This window comes from Streptomyces sp. NPDC034049 (genome assembly GCF_055575575.1).
The window spans coordinates 19,842-40,831 of record NZ_JBVISJ010000009.1 but is presented as its reverse complement, the minus strand read 5'-3'; the positions used below and the strand labels follow the sequence as shown (position 1 = coordinate 40,831).

The 20,990-nt window shown below is 71.1% G+C and carries 14 protein-coding genes and 1 pseudogene; 3 read left to right on the top strand and 12 right to left on the bottom strand.

Annotation, left to right across the window (positions count from 1 at the left end; genetic code table 11):
* Positions 1-300: 300 nt before the first annotated feature.
* The 9 genes and pseudogenes from fxsT (ACZ52C_RS25130) to ACZ52C_RS25090 all read right to left on the bottom strand — a co-directional run.
* Complete coding sequence (gene fxsT / locus ACZ52C_RS25130) at positions 301-4,257, bottom strand: FxSxx-COOH system tetratricopeptide repeat protein (protein ID WP_469076859.1); 3,957 nt, start codon at positions 4,255-4,257, stop codon at positions 301-303.
* Positions 4,258-4,299: 42 nt separating this feature from the next.
* Entirely contained in the window at positions 4,300-5,508 is a 1,209-nt protein-coding gene (locus tag ACZ52C_RS25125) for a TIR-like protein FxsC (protein ID WP_469076858.1), read from the bottom strand.
* Between the two features lie 196 nt (positions 5,509-5,704).
* Entirely contained in the window at positions 5,705-9,736 is a 4,032-nt protein-coding gene (fxsT, locus tag ACZ52C_RS25120) for an FxSxx-COOH system tetratricopeptide repeat protein (RefSeq protein ID WP_469076857.1), read from the bottom strand.
* Positions 9,726-11,063 (bottom strand): TIR-like protein FxsC, encoded by a 1,338-nt coding sequence (locus ACZ52C_RS25115; RefSeq protein ID WP_469076856.1) that lies wholly within the window; start codon positions 11,061-11,063, stop codon positions 9,726-9,728. The genes fxsT (ACZ52C_RS25120) and ACZ52C_RS25115 overlap by 11 nt, the downstream gene beginning before the upstream one ends.
* Positions 11,064-11,391: 328 nt before the next feature.
* Entirely contained in the window at positions 11,392-12,558 is a 1,167-nt protein-coding gene (locus ACZ52C_RS25110) for an FxsB family cyclophane-forming radical SAM/SPASM peptide maturase (protein WP_469076855.1), read from the bottom strand.
* 71 nt (positions 12,559-12,629) lie between these two features.
* Positions 12,630-12,812 carry an FxSxx-COOH cyclophane-containing RiPP peptide gene (gene fxsA, locus ACZ52C_RS25105; RefSeq protein ID WP_469076854.1) on the bottom strand — a complete coding sequence of 61 codons (183 nt, stop codon included), beginning with the start codon at positions 12,810-12,812 and terminating at the stop codon, positions 12,630-12,632.
* A 569-nt stretch (positions 12,813-13,381) separates the two neighbouring features.
* A complete protein-coding gene (locus ACZ52C_RS25100) occupies positions 13,382-14,449 on the bottom strand; it encodes a maleylacetate reductase (RefSeq protein WP_469076853.1) in 1,068 nt (355 codons plus the stop codon).
* A gap of 5 nt (positions 14,450-14,454) precedes the next feature.
* The gene (locus tag ACZ52C_RS25095; RefSeq protein ID WP_469077160.1) at positions 14,455-15,351 is read right to left on the bottom strand and encodes an intradiol ring-cleavage dioxygenase; all 897 of its coding nucleotides are present in this window, start codon (positions 15,349-15,351) and stop codon (positions 14,455-14,457) included.
* 127 nt (positions 15,352-15,478) lie between these two features.
* Positions 15,479-15,680, bottom strand: a pseudogene (locus ACZ52C_RS25090) (aromatic-ring hydroxylase C-terminal domain-containing protein); the annotation flags it as partial.
* 377 nt (positions 15,681-16,057) lie between these two features.
* Here ACZ52C_RS25090 and ACZ52C_RS25085 point away from each other — a divergent pair.
* Entirely contained in the window at positions 16,058-16,909 is an 852-nt protein-coding gene (locus ACZ52C_RS25085) for a class II glutamine amidotransferase (protein WP_469076852.1), read from the top strand.
* A gap of 29 nt (positions 16,910-16,938) precedes the next feature.
* On the opposite strand, the gene ACZ52C_RS25080 is transcribed toward ACZ52C_RS25085, so the two are convergent.
* The 3 genes from ACZ52C_RS25080 to ACZ52C_RS25070 form a co-directional block, all read right to left on the bottom strand.
* Positions 16,939-18,048, bottom strand: coding sequence for a beta propeller repeat protein (locus ACZ52C_RS25080; protein ID WP_469076851.1), 1,110 nt, complete (start codon positions 18,046-18,048; stop codon positions 16,939-16,941).
* A 2-nt stretch (positions 18,049-18,050) separates the two neighbouring features.
* The gene (locus ACZ52C_RS25075; protein WP_469076850.1) at positions 18,051-19,175 is read right to left on the bottom strand and encodes a hypothetical protein; all 1,125 of its coding nucleotides are present in this window, start codon (positions 19,173-19,175) and stop codon (positions 18,051-18,053) included.
* A 105-nt stretch (positions 19,176-19,280) separates the two neighbouring features.
* Positions 19,281-19,943 (bottom strand): class I SAM-dependent methyltransferase, encoded by a 663-nt coding sequence (locus ACZ52C_RS25070; protein WP_469076849.1) that lies wholly within the window; start codon positions 19,941-19,943, stop codon positions 19,281-19,283.
* 175 nt (positions 19,944-20,118) lie between these two features.
* Between ACZ52C_RS25070 and ACZ52C_RS25065 the strand changes: the two genes are divergently transcribed.
* Both ACZ52C_RS25065 and ACZ52C_RS25060 read left to right on the top strand, forming a co-directional pair.
* Positions 20,119-20,514, top strand: coding sequence for a YybH family protein (locus ACZ52C_RS25065; protein ID WP_469076848.1), 396 nt, complete (start codon positions 20,119-20,121; stop codon positions 20,512-20,514).
* 30 nt (positions 20,515-20,544) lie between these two features.
* Positions 20,545-20,943 (top strand): YybH family protein, encoded by a 399-nt coding sequence (locus ACZ52C_RS25060; protein WP_469076847.1) that lies wholly within the window; start codon positions 20,545-20,547, stop codon positions 20,941-20,943.
* Positions 20,944-20,990: the final 47 nt, after the last annotated feature.

Below are 20,990 nucleotides of genomic sequence, written 5' to 3'. Positions count from 1 at the left end.
CGCAACACGTGACCGAGGGCGCTGCTCTCGGGAACGGTATCGGGACAGTCCTCGGCGGGCCCGATCGGGCCCGCGCTGGAAGAGGCGCGGCCCGCGGACAGCTCCGGCGGGGACAAGAAGGGTGACACCGCACTCCTAGGGGCCATGCTGAGACGGGGGCGTCCGCCCGGTGGGAGACACCTGCGGCGGTGAGCGGAGAATAGCAGCGAAACAAAGGAAAACGGCAAGAATCATCACAAAGTGCCGTAAAGAGAACCTCGCCCCTCCGGTAAGGGCACACACTGCTCTCCGAGCGCGGAATCAGAAAGTGAAGGGTGGCTCGATGTCCGCGTCCAGCCGCACCCCGCTGTCCACCGCCTCGTAGGTCGGGTGGTCCACACCCAGGGTCTGGGCGGCGAGTTGCAGGGCCCCACTGTAGTGCTCCTCCGATTCCTCCGTCACGCCCACCCCCGCGAGATCGACCGACAGGTTGGAACGCAGGGTGATGACGTCGTAGTGATCGGCTCCCAAGGTCTCCAACACCCCGGTGAGCGCCTCACGTTCGAGGGCGATGGCCGCCTCCGTCTCGCCCGTGTCGACCAGACAGTTGGCGTAGTTGATCATCGCGTCCAGGGTGTAGGGGTGCCGTTCGCCGAGGGTGTCCGTCAGTGCCCGGAGAGCGCGTTCCGAGGTGGCGCGGGCGGCTGCGGCGTGACCGCCGAGCCTCAGATAGATCGCCAGGTTGTTCTGGCAGCCCAGCGTGTAGGGGTGCGACTCCCCCAGCGTCTGCCGCTGGCGGGCCAGAATGTGATCGGCGTGGTCACGGGCTCTGTCGACCTCGCCGAGCGCCGCGAGCACATTGGCCAGGTCGGCCCGGGCGGCCAGGGTGTCCGGGTGGTCGGGTCCGCGGTCCTCCGCATACATCAGATGGACGGACGCGACGAGTTCGCGGGCCTCCTCGTAGCGGCCGGACCTGCGCAGCGCCACCGCGTGGTTGCGCTGGGTCGACAGGGTCTGGGCGTGCCGGGGGCCGAGCCGTTCCCACAGCAACTGGCAGGTCTCCTCCAGGAGGACGAGGGCCGCTCGGAGGTCGCCGGTCTCGCGGAGGTCGCGTGCGTAGTTGGAGGCCGCGCTGAGGGTGTAGATGTCCGTGGGGCCCTTGAGGTCCAACCGGTCGCGGTAGACGCGCCGGTGGATCTCCAGGGCCGCACGCCGGTCTCCGCACAGATATTCGGAGACGCCGAGATTGCTCGCGTGCATGGACAGGCGCAGATCGTCGGGGGGCCAGGCCGCCTTGCTCGCCCGGTAGGTGGCGCGGTCCCATTCCCGTGCCTCCGCGTACCGGCCCAGGGCGTTGAGATCGGCGGCCACATTGGCGGCGGCGATGAGCGTACGGCGGCGGTCCGGGCCCACGAGGGCCGCCAGCCGTCGGTGGACGTCGAGATCGTTGCGCCAGGCATCGCGGGAGGCGCCCTGCGAGCGCAGGATGTTGCCGAGTTGGGTGCGCAGACTCAGCACCTGGATGCTGTCCGGGCCCAGTCGCTCGGTCCACTCGGCCAGGACGCGCTCGGCGGTGTCCCGTCCGGGGCCGAGCAGATTGCGGCGCCAGAGACACCGGACCGTGTCGATGATCCACTGCTGCACCGCGGGATCGTCGCTGCGTGCCGCCCGGCTGGGCCACAGATGAGGCAGGAGTTGCGCATAGCGCGCCCAACTCTCCGGGGCGCCCGGGGATTTGGGGTTTCCCGCCGCCAGCACGGCGTGCACCACCGAGCGCAGTTCCAGCCGCCGCTCCAGGGGCATCGAATGACGGATCTCGGCCTGCACGAGGCGGTGGACGACGAGGGTGCCCTCCTCCTGGTCGGCCTGGGCCAGCCCGAAACGGTTGATCTCCTGGAAGACCTCGCTGATGGTCACCTCGTCCCGGGGTTCGTCCTCACCGAGCGTGAGAGCGTCCATCAGGGAACGGGTGTAGAGCAGATCCATCGGTATGGGATCGGCGCCGAAGAAGGAACAGATCTCCAACAGGTCCGCCGCCGCAGGGCTGTTGGCGCGTATCTCCTCCAACGACACCAGCCAGCCGGCCAGTTCCAGCGAGCGTTTCTCCGTGCGTTTGAGCAGCTCCGTCGCATGCGTGCGCAGCAGTCGCAGATACCGGTCGGCGGGCATGGACGTGGCGCTCAGCCACACGGCGGCCTGGTGGACGGCGAGCGGGAGATCGCCGAGTTCGTGGGCGATCTGCTGAGTGCTGTCCGGGTCGAGGCCCGGATTGTGCCGCCCCAGGAGCGTCACGCTCTCGGACCGGCTGAACACCTCGACCGGCAGTACGTTGCCCGCCTCCTCCCAGGTGCGGTCGCGGGAGGTGACGATCACATGGCCGCCCTGCGAGGTCTCGGCGGGCAGCCACTCTGCCGTCTCCGCCGGTGAGCCCGCACTGTCGAAGACGATCAGCCAGTTGCGGTACGGGGTCCCGCCGGCCAGGGCCCTGAGGACGCGTTGGGCGGTGAGCGCGGTGTCCTCGCCCTGCTCGATGCCGAGTCCGGGCGCGAGCCGCGCCAACTCACTGGCGATGACCGTGGGTTCCGCGGCCGGGACCCACCAGACCACGTCGTAGGAGCCACGGAATCGGTACGTGTACTCCAGTGCCGTCTGCGTCTTGCCGACCCCGCCGAGGCCGACGAGGACCTGCGGCGTGCAGTTCTCCGCCGAGGTGAGCCGGTCGCGCACCTCGTGCAGCAAGGCGTTCCGGCCGGTGAAGCCGCCGTTGCGCGGCGGCAGCGACTCGACGGAGGGGTTCGTGCCCGGGTAGCGCGGGGGTTCCGGAGTCAGCAGCGTGGGTGCGCCGCGCGCCGGGGTGGGCGCCGAGGGCGGCGGGCCGACGCTCTGCCGCAGGCGTCGTACGGCGTTCACCGGGGTGAGGTGGGCGATGCTGGGAGCGGCGGCGAGGTCGAAGGGCGGCTCCAGGGCCCGTTCGCCACCATGGATCCGGACGGCGATCAGCTCGGGGGCCAGGGCGCGTTCCCTGCCGGTCAGTGCCCGCCAGAGCGCGGCCGACTGCGGCACCGCCGCGTACTCCTCGGACAGCAGTGCGAGGACTCTGCCCTCCTCCGCCAGGGCGAGCACCACCTCCGGGGCGGTCTCGCCGGGCCGGGTGGCGGTGACGTCGTGCAGTGTGACGCGGAACCCGGCGGATTCCAGATGCCAGGCGGCCCACTCCGCCCAGATCCGGTCCTCGGGCGCGTAACTGACGAAGAGACAGGCGCTGATGGCCCTGCTCTTGTTCATATAGGCGGTGAGCAGCCGCTGTCGCTCCTCATCGGGCAGTGGAACGCCCCGCCGGACCTCGCCGTCGGTGAGCCAGTCCGTGAGCCGTTCACAGGCCTTGAGGACCGTGCCCTCCTGCAAGGGCCGGTCGCCCACGGGCGCGACGATCTCCTCGTACGCGTAGAACGTCTTGTACGGGATCTCCACGTCGCCCCAGTAGCGTTCGACGCTCCCCTCGTCCAGCCACGTCAGATGGCCGCCGAAGACCTCCCGGGCGCGGTCGCGGCTGATCTCCAGTCGCTCCCGCTCCGCGTCCTCGACCCGCATGGGCACCGGCAGCAGCCGGATCGGCCGGCGCGAGCCCCTCGTCACGGCGCGGGCGACGTGCGCGGAGCCGCGCATGTTCTGCACGTTGTAGACGAAGCCGAGGACGAGGGTGTCGGGGAGCAGGACCGTACAGATGCCCGAGCTGTCGGTGACACCGGTGCGGCTGTCGATCAGGACGTAGTCGTAGCGGGCGGCCATCTCCTCGCGCATCTCCAGCAGGAACGATCCGCCGCCGAGTCGTTCGTAGAACGCGTGCCAGTCGAAGGAGGTCACCGAGTCCGAATAGGCGGCGTTCTGCCGCCCTGCGGGCATGAAGTCCAGCCGTCCGCCGCTCGCGAACTTGAGGTCGAGCCCGACGACGTACGGCCTGAGGTCCAGTGTCCTGCGGAACCAGCCGTCGTCCTCCGGGGCCTCCTCACGGCCGGGCAGGAGCACCGCCTGCTGGTAGGCGCGCAGCAGGTCGATGAGCCCGTCGGTGTCGCGCAGTTCGGGGTCGGTGAGCAGGGGGTGGAAGTAGCTGTGCAGGCCCGGGGCCTCCAGGTCCCAGTCGACGGCGAGGACGCGCTTGCCCCGGCTGGCCAGGATCCAGGCCACGTTCGCCAGGGCCATCGTGCGGCCGACGCCGCCCTTGAACGAGTAGAAGGTGACGACCTGACCTCGGCCGTCCGACGCGCTGGAGGTGCTCATCCGGTCTCCTGGGCAGTCGTGGTCGGGCGGGTCGGAGGCGGGTCAGAGGCGGGGCATCGTCGGCGGCGGTGCGCCCGGCGGCAGGCGCCGGACCCGGCCGCTGGCGGCGATGCGGTTCTGGGTCACCGTCACGGCCCGGGCCAGCATCTCGTCGAACTCGTGCTGGTCGACAGGGGCCCAGAACACGGGGTCGTGGGGGTCGTTGCGACGTAGCCAGTTCCGTTGGAAGACGTTCTTGACCGCGTCCCACAGCGCCTCGTTGTCCGTGCCCGACTCCCTGTCGTGCTCGTGGCAGGGCACGAGCACCGCGGTCGTCGGGTGGTGCAGTTCGTCGTAGCGCAGGAGCGCCCCCCGGTACGGTGCCTCGCGTGCCGACCAGGCGTCCACGAGCAGGACACACGCCTGGTTGAGGTTGCGGGCCCGGTTGAGATGGCGGATCAGTTGGGGCCCCACCGCCTCGACGCTGGTGGTGTGTCCGTCGCCGCTGATGACCCGCCTGGCCCGTTCCACCACGGTGGGGGCGCGCGGCGGGCTGTAGGGCGCCCACAACCACGGCGCCTCCCCGTAGTACGTGGTGTGCGAACGGCCCACCGGCAGCCGTTCCTTGGTGCAGGCGGCGACGAATATCCTGACGTGGCCGGTGAGTTCCGGCGCCTCATTGACCGGGAAGCAGCCCTGTACCGTCGACAGGTCGAAGGCCGGGGGCTCGTCGATCGGCAGGTTGAAGGGGTCCGCCGCGCTGCGGACCCGGCGGGCCAACTCCTCGACCACGTGCCGGTACGCGGGTCCGCCGGGGTCCGACTGCATCAGTTGCAGCAGCCCGTGTCTGAGGTAGTCCTCGCCGAGGCCGGGCTCGGTGTACTGGACCGCCCTGACCTCGGCGGGCATCCTGCGCTGCGGCACCGGTTCCCAGAGCACCGGGACCAGCGCGCGCGGCTGCACGGAGGTCATGTCCTGGTAGCGCTTCACCCGTGCGGCGAAGTGGGTCCACTCCTTGCCGCAGTACTCGCTGCGGAAGTACGCCGGCGAGTAGAGCGCGACCATCGCCTTGCACGCACCGACCGCACGGCTCAGCTCCAGCAGCCAGTCGTCGCCGAGCATGATGTTCTCGACGTCACGGAAGGTGGGTTGCCGGGCCGACAACGTGCCCGGGAGGCCGAGGGCGTGCAGCAGGTCGTTGTAGAACCGCCCCACATAGGCCGCCCGGTCGTCCCGCCTGGCGTAACTGAGAAAGAAATACGGCTGATCCAAGGCGCCCCCCAGCGTGCCGCACCGCATCGACGGCATCGTGCTTCTACCCTGCCCCCGCCGTCCTCAGACATATGGGCGACCACCGAGTGAACGCCCGACGACCGGCCCGGGGCGGCGGGCGGCGACCCTGCGGGCGGGTCGCCGCCCGCAGGGCCACGGTCGCCGTTGTCCTCGATCCTTTTCGTGCCGTCGGCCGTCAGGTGACGGGCGGCTCGATGTCCGCGTCGATGGGCTGCCAGCGGGTGACCGCCCGGGTCATCGGGTGGTCACCGCCGAGTTCCCCGCTCTCGCGGGCCCGCCGCTCCGCCTCGTCGTGGAGGCGGGCGGCTTCCTCGTGCAACCGCTCGGCCTCGTCCGAGTCGTCGCGGCGCAGTTCCGCCGCCAGGTTCGAGGCACCCGCGACGGCGAGGTAGTGGTCGGGTCCGAGCACCGCGTTGAGTCCTTCGTGCGCTTCGCGGCCCACCCTGATCGCCTTCGTGTGCTCGCCGTTCTCGGACAGGTCCGTGGCGTGGTTCAGCATGCAGGTGAGGGTGTAGGGGTGGCGCGGCCCGAGGAGTCGGCGGAATCGGTCGAGGGTGCGGGTCGACAGTTCCAGCGCCGCCTCCGGCTCACCGGTCAGCCGCAGCAGTACGGCCAGGTTCGTGGCGCAGGCGAGCGTGAAGACATGGTCCGGGCCGAAGCGGCGCTGGTAACGGTCGAGGGTGTCCTTGGCCAGCTCTCGGCCCCGAACCGATTCCCCCCGGTCGTACAGGTCGGCGCTGAGGTTGGTGGCGACGGCCAGGGTGTCGGGGTGGTCGTGCCCCAGCTGTTTGAGGGCCTGCTCGTAGGTGTCGCTGGTCGCCGAGTACGCCTTCTCGTACTCACCCTGCCTGCGGTAGAGGATCGCGGCGCCGAGGGAGGCCCGGAAGGTGATCAGGTGGTCCGGGCCCAGCGCGCGCCGGCTGCGCTTCAGGGTGTCCTCGATGAGCTTGAGCGCGTCCCGGAACAACCCGGCGGCACGGAGGTCGCGCGCGTAGTTCGTCGCGGAGTTGAGGGTGGAGCGCTGGTCGGGTCCGAAGATCTCCCGGCGCTGTTTGAGGATCTCCCGGTTGGTGTCACGGGCTGCCTGCCGATTGCCGGACAGGAACTCGGACACGGCGAGGTTGTTGGCCGCCTGGAGAGTGCGCTGGTGGCTGTCGCCGAAGATGCGCCGGGTCCGCCGCAGGGTCTCCCGGTCGCTCTCCATGGCGTCGGCGTACCTGCCGACACCGCGCAGGTCGGAGCCGAGGCTCATGGCCGCGCCGAGGGTGTAGGGGTGGTCGCCGCCGAGGATCCGGCTGCCGCGCTCGTAGACGTCACGGGTGACGTCGTACGCCTCGGGCAGGCGGCCCTGGTCACGGAGCGCGTTGCCCAGTTCGGTGCGCAGCCGCAGGACGAGCGCGTCGTCCTCGCCGAAGCGGGGCAGCCAGCTGACGAGGACGCGTTCGGCGGTGCTGTCGGCGGTGTCGGCGTCGCCGCTGCGCCACAGGTACCGGACGGTGTCGCAGATCCACTGCCGCACCGGGAGGTTGTCGCTCTCCTGGGCCTTCGTGGGCCACAGGTGCGGAAGCAGGGTGGCGTAGCGCCGCCAGTTGTCGGACTCGTCGGGGTCCTTGGGGTTGGCCTGGCCCAGCACTGCCTGGGCCCGTTCCCGCATGGCGTTCTGCTCGTCGGTGGTGAGCTGGTCCCGCAGCACACGTTGGATCAGGCGGTGCAGGGTCAGCGTGTCGGTCCGCTGGTCGACCTGGGCGAGTCCGTTGCGGACGATCTCTCCGTAGAGCCTGCTCATCAGCAGGGGGTCGGAGAGGCTGGGGTCGTGGCCTTCGAGCAGTTCGAGTGCCGGGCGGCTGCTGAGCATGTCCCGTGGGATCGGATCCGGTCCGAAGAAGGCACACAGCTGGAGCAGGGCGGCCGCCGCGGGGGTCCGGGTCTTCAGTCGATCGAGTGACCAGCTGGCCGCGGCCGACGTGGGGTAGTCGGGGGCGGACTGGCTGCGCAGGATGTCGGTCATCTGGGTACGGAGCATCTCCACATAGGTGTCCACGGGCATCGCCGACTCCTGGAGCGAGGCGGCGGCGAGGCTCACGGCCAGCGGGAAGTCCCCGAGTTCCTCAGCCACCCGAGCGGCCTCCACGGGCTCGAGTGCCTGGTTGTAGCGGCGCAGCAGTGCGACGCTCTCCTCACGGGTGAAGAGGTCCACCTCGATGCGCGCGGCGCGTTCGGCCCAGGCGGGATTCCGCGAGGTGATGAGGATGTGGTGACCGGGCCCACTGACCGGAACCAGGCCGTCCAGGTCGGCCGGCTTCTCGGCGTTGTCGTACACGAGCAGCCAACGCGCGTGGGGGGTGCCGCGACGCAGCTTGTCCAAGACCTCGTTGCATACGGCCGTCAAGTCCTTGCCACCAAGGGGCACACCGAGATGCCCGGCCAGCGTGTTCAGGTCCTGGCGGATCTGCGTCGGCTCTGCGGCGTTGATCCACCAGACGAGATCGTAGTCCGACTCGAAGCGGTACGCGTACTCCAGCGCGAGCTGCGTCTTGCCCACGCCGCCCAGTCCGTAGAGTGCCTGCGGCAGGACGGCGGTGGTGCCCGAGAGCAGGCTGTCGCGCAGTCGTTCGATGAGTGCCCGGCGGCCGGTGAAGACGGCGTTGCGCTGCGGTCGCCCCCCGATGACCTGCGGCGGAGTGCCGGGAAGGCGGGCCGCGGCAGCCAGTCCGACGGCGGCGGGACGGGACCCCGGCTCGACCGAGCCGGCACGGTCCACGGTGGTCAGCAGACGGGCCACGGCCTCCTCGGCGGTGACACCCGCAAGGCTGACCGCCGAAAGAGGCGCGAATTCCGCCGGTGGTGGTGAATCGTCGACCCGGAGGGGGACCATCATGCCGATCTGTCCGGACGGGTCCCTGCGGCTGGTCCGCTGCCAGATCTCCCGTGCGTGCGGCAGGGCGGTGTACTGCGGGGAGAGCAGCACGACCATGCGTCCCTCGCCGGCGAGCGTGCGGTCGAGGCCCGTGGGCGTGGCGGGGGCGCCCGTGACGTCGTCCGCCTCTATCGGGGCGAGCGTCGCCTCGTAGCCGGCCGCGCGCAGCACGGTGACGGTCCAGTCGGCCCACAGCCGGTCGGTGGCGGCGTAGCTGACGTAGAAGTCCTTGCGCATGATCGGGGAGGTCCGCTCGTACTCCGCGCGCAGGGTCTGGCGGTACGGCTCCGGCATGTTGCTCAACCGGGTCACCCGGTTGTCGGTGAGCCGGGCGGTCAGCCGTTCGAACGCGGCCAGCAGGGTGCCGTCCTGGCGGCGCTCTCCGACGGTCGCGGGGATCTCCTCGTACGCGTAGCTGGGTTTGTACGGGATCTCGACACTGCTCCAGTACTGGTCCTGCTCCTCGGGCGGCACCCAGTCCAAGAAGGGCGCGAAGAGGCTGCGTGCCTGGTAGCGGCCGGCCTCCAGACGGTCGCGGCCGGCGTCCTCGACACGCATGGGGACGGGGACGATGCGGATGTCGCGCTGGGTGTGCGAGACCCGGCGGATCGAGCGGGCGACGTGGGCCGCGCCGTTGACGCCCTGACGGCTGAGGGTGAAGCAGTCCACCACGATGTCCGGCATGACGACCGTGCAGATGCTCGCGGTGTCGCTGAGGCCGGTCCGGCTGTCGATCAGGACGTAGTCGTATCGGGCGGCCATGTCCTCGCGGAGCGCGGTGAGGAAGTCGGCGCCGCCCATGCGGTAGAACGTGCCCCAGTCGAAGGTGCTGACGGTGACCGCGTAGGTGTCGGGGTCCTGCACACCCGCGGGCAGCAGGTCCAGTTTTCCGCCCGGTGGCAGCCGTAGTTCCGTGCCGACGGCATACCGGTCGACACGGGCTCGTTCCCGGTGGTCCGGCTCCTCGGAGAGGCCGCCGCCGTTCGGACGGGCCGGTCCGGCCGGTCCGCCGTCCACACCCGAGCCCACCCTCGGTGCCACCGCGTGCCGGGCGAAGTCGCTGACCATCTCGATCACGCCGGCGCTCTCGGTGAGTTCGGGGTCGGCCAGCAGGGGCTGGAGGTAGGTGTGCAGTCCCGGGGCCTCCAGGTCCCAGTCCACGACGAGTACCCGCAGGCCGTTGCTGGCCAGGATCCAGGCGGTGTTGACCAACGCCATGGTGCGGCCCGTGCCGCCCTTGAAGGAGTAGAAGGTGATGATGGTGCCCTGGCCGCGGTCGTCATGGGTCATCTTCCTGCTCCTTCTCAAAGGGCATCGGTGTGGAGGAGTCGCGCGCGGCGAGCGGGGGCGCCAGCCCGGTACGGCGGCGCGGTGCGGCCACGGTGGTCAGGAGGGGGAGCGAGACGGATGGGACCTGGGACATCTCCAGAGAGTTGATCTTGAGGATTTCGAGGAAGGAGACCAGATGGTTCTGCGCCTTCGCGACCACCGCGTGGAGCGCGCCGTCGAACTGGTCCGAACCGATCCCCGACTGGAGCAGGGGCAGGGGATCTCCCGCCCCCTTCGCCCAGTTGAACGGAAGGGCGCCCCGGACCGCCTCCCAATAGGTTTTGCTCCGAGGTCCGTCACCCGCTTCGTCCGGATCGCACGGAACGATGGCCGCGCTGCCCGGATGATTGCCGCGGTCGTAGGCGCGCAGCGCTCTGCCGAACGGTTCGTCCGCGGCGGCCGAGGCCTCCACCAGGAGGACCGCGACCTGCCCCTGTCCGCGCGCCTCGTCCAGGGTGGCGCCCAGCGCGTCCGAGACGATCTCGGTGCGTACCGTGTAACCACGCTCCTCCAGCAGCAGGCTCGCTCTCTCGGCCAGCGGTTCCGGGGATTCGGCGTGGTAGGGGTTCCAGTCCGTCGGGCTCTCCCCGTGGCACCCCGGGTCGGTGCCCCTGTCGTGGGCCTTCGCCGAGGTCCGGGCGGCGACGAGCAGCAGGGCGTGGCTGCCCGGTTCCGCGCGTTCGGTGGCGGAGGGGAAAGGGCCGGCGGATTCCGGGCCGTTGAGGTCCAGGCCGCTGACGGGCCGTATGCGGAAGTGTTCGGCGGCGACCAGGATCTGACGCGCGATGAGGTTGACGATGCGGCGGTACTCCTCGCCGCCCGGGTCCGCGATCAGAATGCGGCGCAGGCCCCATTGGGCGTAGTTCTCGCCGAAGTCGAGGTTGTCGTACTGGATGTGGGCCGCGCCCGACGGAATGCTCGGCACCGGTTCCCACAGCACGGGGATGAGCGCCTTGGCGTCCACTCCCGTGACTTCTCTGTGGCTGCGCTGCCGGTCCTCGAATGCCTTCCACTCGCGGCCGCAGAAGTCGCTTCGGAAGTAGTCGGGTGTGTACAGGGCGAGCATGGTGCGGCAGTGCCCCAGGGCTTCGCCGAGGGCCGCGTTCCAGTCCTGCCCCACCTGGATCGACTGCACGTCGAGAAACGGGCGATCGAAGGGCACGGCATTGCCCTTGTGTAATCGCCGTAGTTCTTGGCGCAATTCGGCGCACAGGTCGTCGTAAAAGCGCTTGACGAGGACCCTGGGTCCGCGCCTGCGCGCATAGCTCAGGAAGAAATACGGTTCCAAGGAGCCCCCGACGTGCCGCGTTCGCGGGGTCCCTATCGTGGGGTGGATGGATTCTCGCGCCTCGGAAGGTGGCCGACACCGGCGGAAGTGCACGCGGTTCGGTCGCCTCCCACACCTCCTCACCCCCCAACCGGTACCCCTCAGCCATAGCCTTGGTTGAGTCGTGCCGAGACAGTGAACGATACCCCTGTCCGGCCGGACAGGCCCCTTTCCGGCAGGACCCGAATCCATGCTTCCCCCGATGTCCGCGTCCAACTCCCGTTCACTGTGTGCTTGTTCGCGGAATGCTGCACGGCCGTCGCGCGTGCGCCCTGAGTCGCGCTCCGGCTCAGGGGAGGGCTGACGGACGCTCGGGGGGAATGTCCGCGAGCTGTGCCAGCTCGGCGCGGACCCGGGAGCCGACGTGCGTGATGAAGGCGGCGAGGTCGAAGCAGTAGACCGACGGGGTGTCGAAGCCCGTGACGGGGTGGTGTCGGTGCGCGTACAGGCCCCCGCCGCAGATCCGGGCCAGCTCGCAGGCGCGGCAGACGGGGCCGAGGCCGAGGAGGCCGGCCTGTCTGCTGCGCAGGGTCGGCGTCGCCAGCGCGTCGGAGAAGGAGTTCCGGAAGACGTCGAAGCCGGTGGCGGGGGCGCCCTCCGCGACCACCTTCAGCGAGTCGGAGTGCTCCAGCGTCCCGTCGGCTTCGACGACCACTAGGTCCACGGGCGCGAGCCCCAGCGCCTCCGCGTTCACGGCACCGCCCAGAACTCCGGACATGACCTCCTCGAACATCCGCACCCGGGTCTCCTTGCGCGGGGCGTCGAACCAACGATCGAACGCGGAGACGAGCCACGTCGCATACGGTGTCGGCTCGTCCGACGGCGGGAGGAGCGGAGGGCCGGCCGGCGGGGCGTGCCGGTGTTCCAGTCCCGGCGGTGGATGCTCCCAGGTGCCGTGCGGCAGCAGGAAGTCGACACGGGGGGTGTCGAATTCCAGCAGCGCCTCGTACGTCTCGACAGGATCCTTGGCCAGGTCGACGGTGCACAAAAGCCCTCTGAACAGTTCTCTGTTGCGAGGCTGGTTCAGCAGACGCAGCGCGGCGGCGACCCGAGCGTGGCTGGGGCGGCCGTTCACGGACCGGCGGTGCCGGTCGTGCGCCGCGGGCGAACCGTCGAGGCTGACGGCCACGCCCACCCGGTGACGGCGCAGCAGCGCGAGGAAGTCCTCGTCCAGGAGGGTGCCGTTCGACTGCATCGAGCAGCGCACCTCCACCACTCCGGCCAGCCGCTCGGCGATGACGGCGAGCATCTCTGCGAGATGCGCCTTGCCGACGAGCAGCGGTTCTCCCCCGTGAAGAATGATCCGCACCATGGGAAGCCGGTGCTCCCGGGCGTGTTCGGCTATCCGGTCCACGGTCCGCCGCACGATGTCGAGGGACATCGCCGCGGGCCGTCCGCGCCAGCTCTGGTCGGCCGCGAAATACACATAGCAGTAGTCGCAGGCCAGATTGCACAAACTGTGTATCTTCAGCAGGAACTGCCGAAAAGGGACTGCGGGTAAGCCCCCGGACTCGGCCTCCGGCATCATCACAGCGCACTGTCGAAGACGATGTCGGTCGTCCTCGGCACACCGTCCCGTTCCTCGAGGTGGCGGCGCACGGTGTGCCCCAGCACCGTGTCCTTCCGGGCCACTGCCTTCAGCCGACGGGACGGCATCGCGGAGATGTCGACCAGTCGTGTGCTGTCGTGGCTGTTCCGAGGCGCGTCCATGCCTTGCTGCCTCCCTGAGAGCCGCTGGGTGCGGAGAAGTGCCCCGCCCGGATGTATTCCCTGTCCATGCTCTGTCAGTGCTCTTCGCACGTCCACAAGACAGTTCGTGTCAACCGGCCCCCGCATACGGCGGCAGCGGGACGGGATGAGCCTCCTTCTTTGCCATCCTGGCCGAATTACCGTGCATGGCCGCCGTGTTTTCCACCGCGGGTGACACCGAATGGCTCTCCGCAACCGGAAAGTGGAATGCGGCCCCTCGTTGGTTCGAAATGTGGACAGATATCGCGCGGACGGCGATGCCCCGGGCGGGCATGGAGCGCCCGGTTCGGGGTGCAGTCCTCGCGGTCGAGTTCGGACGTGACGAGGGCGGGGCAGCGGAGTCCTCGCCATAGCCGCCGTCGACGGTGCCGAGGTGGGTGGTGTGGCTGGTTCACGGGGTCCAGCGCCTCGTGCAGGACGGCACCCGCGCCGTCCGGTACCGGGAACACGGCGCCCGCTCGTCGTGGGTCGCGTCGTGCGTTCCTGTCGTACGACCGCGTCGGTGGTCGTGCCGGGTCACGCGGGAGGCGTCAGGTCCACACCGGTGGTCGGGCGCCGGTGTGTGCCGCTCTCAGGATTTCCAGGGCGTCCGCCGTGGTGATCGGGCGCGGGTTGGCGTACGCCTGTGCTGTCACCTGGGCCGCCGCCGTCGCCAAGTCGGCTTCGTTCAGGCCGAGTTCCGCCAGGGAGCGGGGGGCTCCGAGGCGGCCCGAGAGGTCCCACAGGGCCCGGGCGGCGTCGTCGGTGGTGAGTGCTCGGGCGAGCGCCGCCATGGCCTCGGGCGCGGCCGGGGCGTTGTAGGCGAGGGCGTACGGGAGGACGACCGTGTGGGTCTCGGCGTGCGGGAGGCCGAAGGCGCCGCCCAGGACGTGGCACAGCTTGTGGTGCAGGCCCATCGTGGTCGCGCCGAGCGCGGTGCCGCAGAGCCAGGCGCCGTAGAGGGCGCGGCCGCGCGCCTCCAGGTCCCCGGGGTCGGCCACCACATCGGGGAGCGCGTCGGCCATCGCCCGGGCGCCCTCCTGCGCCGTGAGCGACACCAGCGGCGAGGCGTCCGGCGCGTACAGTGCCTCGGCGGCGTGGGCGACGGCGTTGATGCCGCTGGTCACGGAGAGGGGCGCCGGGAGAGTGAGGGTGAGTTCGGGGTCGTAGACGACGCTGCGCGGCAGGACCGACGGGGCGCGGCCGGTGCGCTTGACGCCGTGCTCGGTCAGGCCCCAGACCGGCGTCATCTCGGAGCCGGAGTAGGTGGACGGCACGGCGATCAGCGGCAGTTCGGTGCGCAGCGCGATCGCCTTGCCCAGTCCGACGGCCGAGCCGCCGCCGACCGCCACGCAGCCGTCCGCGCCGGCGGCCCGTGCCGCCCGGACGGCCTCGTCGGCCACCTCCACGGGCACATGCTGGCGAGCCTGCGCGAACACTCCGGCGCACGCGCCGCCGAGCGCGCCCGCGACCGCCCGCGCGGTCTCCGCGCCCCTCGGCCCGCAGACCACCAACACGCGCCGCAGCTCCAGCCGTTCGGCCTCCCCCGGCACCGCCGTCACCGATGCGCCGGGGCGCATCACGACTCGCACGGGCTGTGCCTCGTATACGAACTCCATCGCTGTCACGACCCCTCCGGGGCGCGCGCGCCGGGCGCGTCCGAGGTGGTGAGCACGAGGTCGAAGCGGGCGTGGCGGAACGGGTTCGGGATGCCGAACCGCCGTGCCAGCGACGGGTCGTCGGTCTCCGCGAAGTCCTGGACGAGGCTCTCCTTCACCGCGAAGACCGCGTCCGAGTCGAGGTGCTCGCTGCCGGCCACGAAGATGTGCGTGGTAACCGGGGTGTGCCCCTCGGCCGAGGCGATGAAGTGGATGTGCGCCGGGCGGTAGGGGTGCCGGGCGGTGGCCCGCAGGAGGTCGCCAACCGGGCCGTCCGTGGGGATGGGGTACGGGCTCGGCACACAGGTGCGGAACCAGAAGCGGCCCTCGTCGTCCGCCGTGAACAGTCCGCGGCCGTTGCCCGCCGGCTGGACATCGGGCTGCTGGACGTCGTAGTAGCCCTCGGCGTTCGCCTGCCAGACGTCGAGGATCGCGCCGGGCAGCGGGGTGCCGTCGCCGGAGAGCACCCGTCCGCTGATCACGCACGGTTCGCCGCCGCCGACCAGGTCGATGTCGGCGCCGAGCGCGCGGGCCGGGGACTCGGTCATGTGGAACGGGCCGAGGACCGTCGACTCCGTCGCGCCCGCGCGGTCGTCGCTGTTGATCGTCTCGACGAGCATCGAGACACCGAGGACGTCCGACAGGAGGACGAACTCCTGCCGAGTGTCCGTGCACGCCTGCCCGGTCGCCGTGAGGAAGGCGATCGCCCGCTCCCACTCCGCCGTCGTGGGCTCGGTCTCGCGGACGAAGGCGTGGAGGTGACGGGTGAGGGCGCTCAGCAGCTCGCGCAGGCGCGGATCGGCCGTGCCGTCGAGGCTGGCGACGACCGCCTCGGTGATGCGGGTGGTGAATTCGGTGGTCATGCCCGTGGTCATACCACTGTCGGCGCCCTCGCTCGCGCCGGAGCCGGCGTCACGGCTCGCGTCGGTACCGGCGTCGACACGGCTCGCTTCGGTACTGGTCATGTCTCGGTCTCTTCGGTCGGTCGTGTCCGAGGGTCCGTCGCACCGCGCCGGTCAGCAGTCGTTCGGTGTCCTTGGGGGACGCGGGCGCCGTCGCGTGGCGGAAGGCGACGTAGCCGTCCGGCCGGACGAGGAGCGCTCCCCCGTCGGCGGCCTCCCTGAGCCGTGCCCGGTCGCCGTACGGGTCCTCGTACCTGGCCGGGGCCGATGACGGCGGTGGCGATCTCCAGGCCGAGAGGACATCAGGCAGTTGGCCGGCGGCCGGCTCCCAAGCCGACGCCCGGGCACCCCCCCGCTCAGGAGCCTGGACGCCCTGCGCGCCCTGGAACGGCGTCCCTGGCCCGGCAACGTCACCGAACTCGCCCATGTCGTACGGGCGTTGGCCGAGCAGCGGTGTGCGACGGGCCCGTCCGCCGGGCCGAGCTGCCGGACCACGTCCGCCAGGGGCGTCGCTGGGCATCGCCCGCGCCACGCCGTATCGGAAACTGCGGGGCCACCGGAGCTGAGTGTCGTCGTGCGGTGGCTCTCCCCCGGTCGTGTGGCGATCAACGGGCGGCCGCACGACCATGGGAATGCTGGTTGCCCCTCGGCAGGAGGTGATGGGTCGATGTGCCGGTGGCTCGCCTACTCCGGAACACCCGTCCTGCTCGACACGATTCTCTACAGGCCGGCGCACTCCCTCATCGACCAGAGTCTGCACTCACGGCTGGGCGTGGAGACGACGAACGGTGACGGGTTCGGCGTCGGCTGGTACTCGCCGGATCTGCAGACCCCCGCCGTCTTCCGTGACATCGGTCCGGCCTGGAGCAACCGCAACCTGCGGGAGATCGCCGACCACGTCAGCTCCCCGCTGTTCTTCGCCCACATCCGGGCCTCGACCGGTACGGCGGTGCAGCAGACCAACAGCCATCCGTTCCGGCACGGCCGCTGGATGTGGATGCACAACGGGGCGATCGCCGACTTCCATCTGGTCCGACGGGATCTCTCGCTGGCCGTGGACCCGGAGCTGTTCGCCGTCATCGAGGGGTCCACGGACTCCGAGCTGATGTTCCACCTGGCGCTGACCTTCGGTCTGGAGCAGGACCCTCCGGGTGCCGTCGCGCGGATGGCGGGTCTGGTGGAGCAGGTCGGGCACGAGCACGGGGTGGAGTACCCGCTGCAGATGACCGTGGCCGTCACGGACGGACAGTCGCTGTGGGCCTTCCGTTACTCCAGCCAGAAGAAGTCGCGCTCGCTGTTCTACAGCACCCGGGTGGAGACGCTGCGCTCGCTCCACCCCGATCTGACCTTCCTGCGGGAGGTCTCCGACGAGACCCGTCTCATCGTCTCCGAGCCGCTCGGTGATCTGCCCGGTGCCTGGAACGAGGTGCCCGAGGGCAGCTACGGCATGGTCCGGCCGGGCGCCGACCTGCTGCGTCCCTTCGCCCCGCAGCCCGTGGCGGGCAGAGCCCGGGTGTGACCGGACCGCCCCCGAGGTGCCCCGCGCCGTCAGTCGAAGCGCAGGACGCGCGGTGCGAACGTGCCCTCGGGGCCGTCGGCGCGGCCGACCGACCACACCGTCCCGGTGCCCGGCACCGGCGCCAGCCGCAGCAGCGAGGAGGCGCCCTCCCCGGCCACCGTCGGCTCGTCGTACGCGGTGAAGGTCCGACCGTCCCAGGCGAGGAAGTCCGGCCCGGAGACGAACGGCGGGTTGCTGCCCGGCGGGCCCCACCTCTGGGACCGGGACACCGCGACCCAGCCCAGGGCGCCGGACGCGGTCGGGGTCAGGGAGGTGATCCCGCCGAAGTCGGTGGGGATCGTCACCCGGTTCCATGTCTGGCCGTCGAAGCGGACCAGCAGCGGCGGGATCGGCCGGCCCACCGGGCCGCCGACGAATCCGGCCGTGCCGCCCGCCCACACCTCCGTCGGCGAGACCGCCAGCACACTGCCGACGGCCGAGCGCGGGAACCCGTCGACGATCGTCTGCTGCCATGTCTGTCCGTCCCAGTGCGCCACGGCCGCGCCCGAGTCGGTGGCGCCCGCGGCCCAGACGTCGTCGGCCGCGAGGATGTGCAGGCCGTACACCGCTCCCGGCGGCACCGGGACGTCGCGCCAGCCGTGCCCGTCCCACCGCAGCAGGACCTGTGCGCCCTCCCGGGAACCGATCAGCCAGGTCTCCCCGCCACCGGCGACGGCCCTGGTCAGGACGACACCGCTCGGCGGGCGGCTCTCGCGCCAGCCGGTGCCGTCGTGGCGGAGCAGCCGGGCGCCGCCCGCCGCGTCGCGGCCGACCGCCCAGACCTCGGTCGGTGAGGTCGCCGCGACGGACAGCAGCTCTCCCTGCCAGCCGATCCCGGTCAGCGCGTGGCGCTGCCAGGCGGTTCCGTCCCAGCGCAGGACCAGCGGGAAGCCCGGCGCCTCGCGGCCGACGGCGTCGGTGCCCACCGCCCACGCCCGGTCCGGCCCGAACGCCACGGCCTCGTTCAGCCCGGCCTGGGGGCGTACCTGGGCGGGGACCGGCATGTGGCGCCAGGACAGGGTGTCCGCCGTGGCCGCGGTCATGAGGGCCAGGAAGGTCAGGGTGGCGGCGAGCGCGGTGACGAGTAGTCGGCGTGCCATGGTCAGCCTCCCAGCCGCTCGCTCATGAGGTTCGGTTTGGAGCCGTAGATCTCGACGGTCCCGAACGCCAGCAGCGAGGGCCCGGCCTTCGCCAGGACGCGTGGTCTGACGTCGATCGCGTTGGTGCGCTCGGGGCCGTAGGAGAAGGTGGTGCGCCGGCCCTGCACCCGCGCGTACTTCGACTGGAACGCGCGGTCGCTGCGCACCGGCAGCCACAGCGCGCCGTCCGGGCCGCGGACCATGCCCTCGGTGTAGGTGTCGCCCAGCGGTGGCTGGGTGGTGCGCCAGGTGTGCCCGTCGAAGGTCATCAGGTAGGTGGCGGCGGCGCCGTCGGTGTACCGGCTGCCGCCGATGGTGACCCGCCCCGAGGGTTCGAGCAGGATGGTGTGCACGTTGCTGTCCGGCGGCAGGGGCACGTGCGCGTCCCGCCACGCCGTGCCGTCCCAGTGCAGGACGGCGGTGCCGGTGGTGGTGTCCGCCCAGGCCCAGGCGTCGTCGGCGGTCCGCGCGGTGATGCCCATCAGGTACAGCACGCCCTCCGGGGTGGGCTGTGCGGTCCAGCCGGAGCCGTCGTGACGCAGCACCTTCAGTCCCGTGTCGTCCTCACCGACCACCCATGCCGCGCCCGGTACGGCGGTGAAGTCCTGATGGACGCGCAGTGCCCGCGGCAGCGGTACGGCGCTCCACGCGCCCGCCGACCGGCGCAGGATCTCGCCCGCCCCGTCGCGTTCGTGGAAGATCCACACCTCGTCGTCGACGAACCGCACCTTGCCGAGCCGGCCGGGCGCGTCGGCGCCGGGGAAGGTGGTGTCACGGCTCCATGCCGTGCCGTCCCACCGGTACAACGTGGGCCGCGGCCCGTCGGCGGTGTGCTCGGAACCGGTGGCCCATGCCTCGCGCGGCCCCCGGGCGGCGAGATCGGCCACGGTCACCGGCGGGGCCGCCGCCGGGACCGCCAGCGCCGACCAGCTCGGCCTGGCGGCCGTGGGCGCGGTGGTGTCCCCGGTCGCGGCCGACGTCAGGGCCACGGCGGGTGACACGGCGGCGGGTGACACGGCGGCGGCCGGTGGCGTCACCGCGGCACAGGTGATCACAAGACAGACGAGGACCGCACGGCGACCGTTCACGAGACCCCCCAGGACGCGACGGTCGCACAAACTACTGCGGTTCGCCCCACCACGCACAGACCGCATCCGGCCGAACACGGGCCTCTGTGAAGGCCCGCCGTCCCGTCAGACGGACGCTGTCGGGGCTTTGCGGGCGAGCAGGTGGACCTCCTGGAACTGCCGCCGGTCGGTGGGCTCCGGCTCGCGCACCAGCCGGGCCGTCTCGGCCAGCCCGGCCGCGCGGAGCATCGCGGCGAGGTGATCGGGCGACCACCGGTGGGCCGGCGCGACGGCGTGGTCGAAGACCTGCGTCGGGTGGTCGGGGCCGTCGGTGGCCGAGAAGCCGATCAGCAGGTGGCCGCCGGGGGTGAGCACCCGATGGAACTCGGCCAGGACGACGGGGAGTTCGCGGGGCGGGGTGTGGATGACGGACCAGCGCGCGAGGACGCCGTCCAGCGCGCCGTCGGGGAGGTCCGTCGCGGTCATCGAGCCCACGTGGAACCGCAGCCCCGGATGGGCCCGCCGAGCCAGCTCGATCATCGCGGGAGAGACGTCGATCCCGAACGGATCCAGCCCCAACTCCCGCAGATGGGCCGTGACATGGCCGGGCCCGCAGCCGAGGTCCGCGACCCGGCCGCCCCCGGCCGTCCGGACCACCTCGGCGAAGGCGCTCAACATCGCGCGGTCCAGGGGGCGTTCACGCAGCGAGTCGTGGAAGAGCTGGGCGTAGGTGGTGGCAGCGGCGTCGTAGGCCTCGCGGGTGGCACGGAGATCATCGTGTTCGACCATGCGCGCGACAGTAACCCGTGGGGCCGACAGGAACTGAGCGCTCCGGTCCGCTCCAGCGAACGTCCATCCGCCGGGGCCCCTCCCCCGCTCCGAACCATTGCCTGGCAGTGACCGGGGGATGGCCCGCGCCCGCCTACGGTGACCGCACATCTCACCGAAACGGAGTGGTTCTGCCATGCCAGAGACCGACGACGCGCTCACCGCGGCCGTTCTGGAACACGCCACGACCTATGTACGCACCTTCAACTCGGGCGACGCCGCGGCCGTCGACCGTCTCTACACGGACGACGCGATCAGCGTGTGGGAGAAGGGACACGCCGTCAGCGGCGAGGAACGGCGCACGGGGCTGGCCGAGTTCCTCGCGGCCGGTCCCGTGCTGACGAACAAGGTGCTCGAGTCGTACGTGACGTCCGACACCGCCCTGCTGGTCACGGAATGGGCCATCGAGGTCCCCGCGACGGCGGACGGCGCGGCGGAGAGCCACTCCGGCATCGGCCTCGACGTGCTGCGTCTGGGTGCCGACGGCCGGTGGCGCTTCGCGATCGACAACCCGTACGGCAAGGAACTCTGAGCGCCCCCCACCCGAAAGGACCCCCTCCTCATGAGCGAGACCCTCGACCTGACCCTGACCGACGACCCGGACCAGCAGAACGACGTGTTCGTGGCCGCGTTCAACAGTGGACAGGGCGCGATCTTCGACCAGTTGTACCGCGCGGACGCGATCTCCAGCCTGACCGGGACGCCGCGCACCGGGGCGGACCGCAGGCAGAGCATCACCGAGTTCCTGGCCACCGGGCCGAAGCTGAACTCCAAGGTGCTCCGCACGTTCAGCACCGGTGACACCTCTCTGCTGATCGTCGAGTTCCATCTGGAGGTCACCGGCGAGGACGGTGAACCCCAGCAGATCGACGGCACCTGCACCGATGTCCTCGTCCGTGGCGAGGACGGCAAGTGGATCATGGCCGTCGACCGCCCCGTGGCTGACCAGCCCAGCGTCTGACCATCCCCTTCGCCACGCGACCGGGCCCCGTTCCGTACCCCCCGTGG

Excerpts from the sequence above, each read along its gene's own strand:
- ACZ52C_RS25100 (WP_469076853.1), bottom strand. The coding sequence starts at position 14,449 with ATGGAGTTCGTATACGAGGCACAGCCCGTGCGAGTCGTGATGCGCCCC.
- ACZ52C_RS25095 (WP_469077160.1), bottom strand. The coding sequence starts at position 15,351 with ATGACCACCGAATTCACCACCCGCATCACCGAGGCGGTCGTCGCCAGC.
- ACZ52C_RS25065 (WP_469076848.1), top strand. The coding sequence starts at position 20,119 with ATGCCAGAGACCGACGACGCGCTCACCGCGGCCGTTCTGGAACACGCC.
- ACZ52C_RS25080 (WP_469076851.1), bottom strand. The coding sequence starts at position 18,048 with ATGGCACGCCGACTACTCGTCACCGCGCTCGCCGCCACCCTGACCTTC.
- ACZ52C_RS25060 (WP_469076847.1), top strand. The coding sequence starts at position 20,545 with ATGAGCGAGACCCTCGACCTGACCCTGACCGACGACCCGGACCAGCAG.
- fxsA (WP_469076854.1), bottom strand. The coding sequence starts at position 12,812 with ATGGACGCGCCTCGGAACAGCCACGACAGCACACGACTGGTCGACATC.
- fxsT (WP_469076857.1), bottom strand. The coding sequence starts at position 9,736 with ATGACCCATGACGACCGCGGCCAGGGCACCATCATCACCTTCTACTCC.
- ACZ52C_RS25085 (WP_469076852.1), top strand. The coding sequence starts at position 16,058 with ATGTGCCGGTGGCTCGCCTACTCCGGAACACCCGTCCTGCTCGACACG.
- fxsT (WP_469076859.1), bottom strand. The coding sequence starts at position 4,257 with ATGAGCACCTCCAGCGCGTCGGACGGCCGAGGTCAGGTCGTCACCTTC.
- ACZ52C_RS25070 (WP_469076849.1), bottom strand. The coding sequence starts at position 19,943 with ATGGTCGAACACGATGATCTCCGTGCCACCCGCGAGGCCTACGACGCC.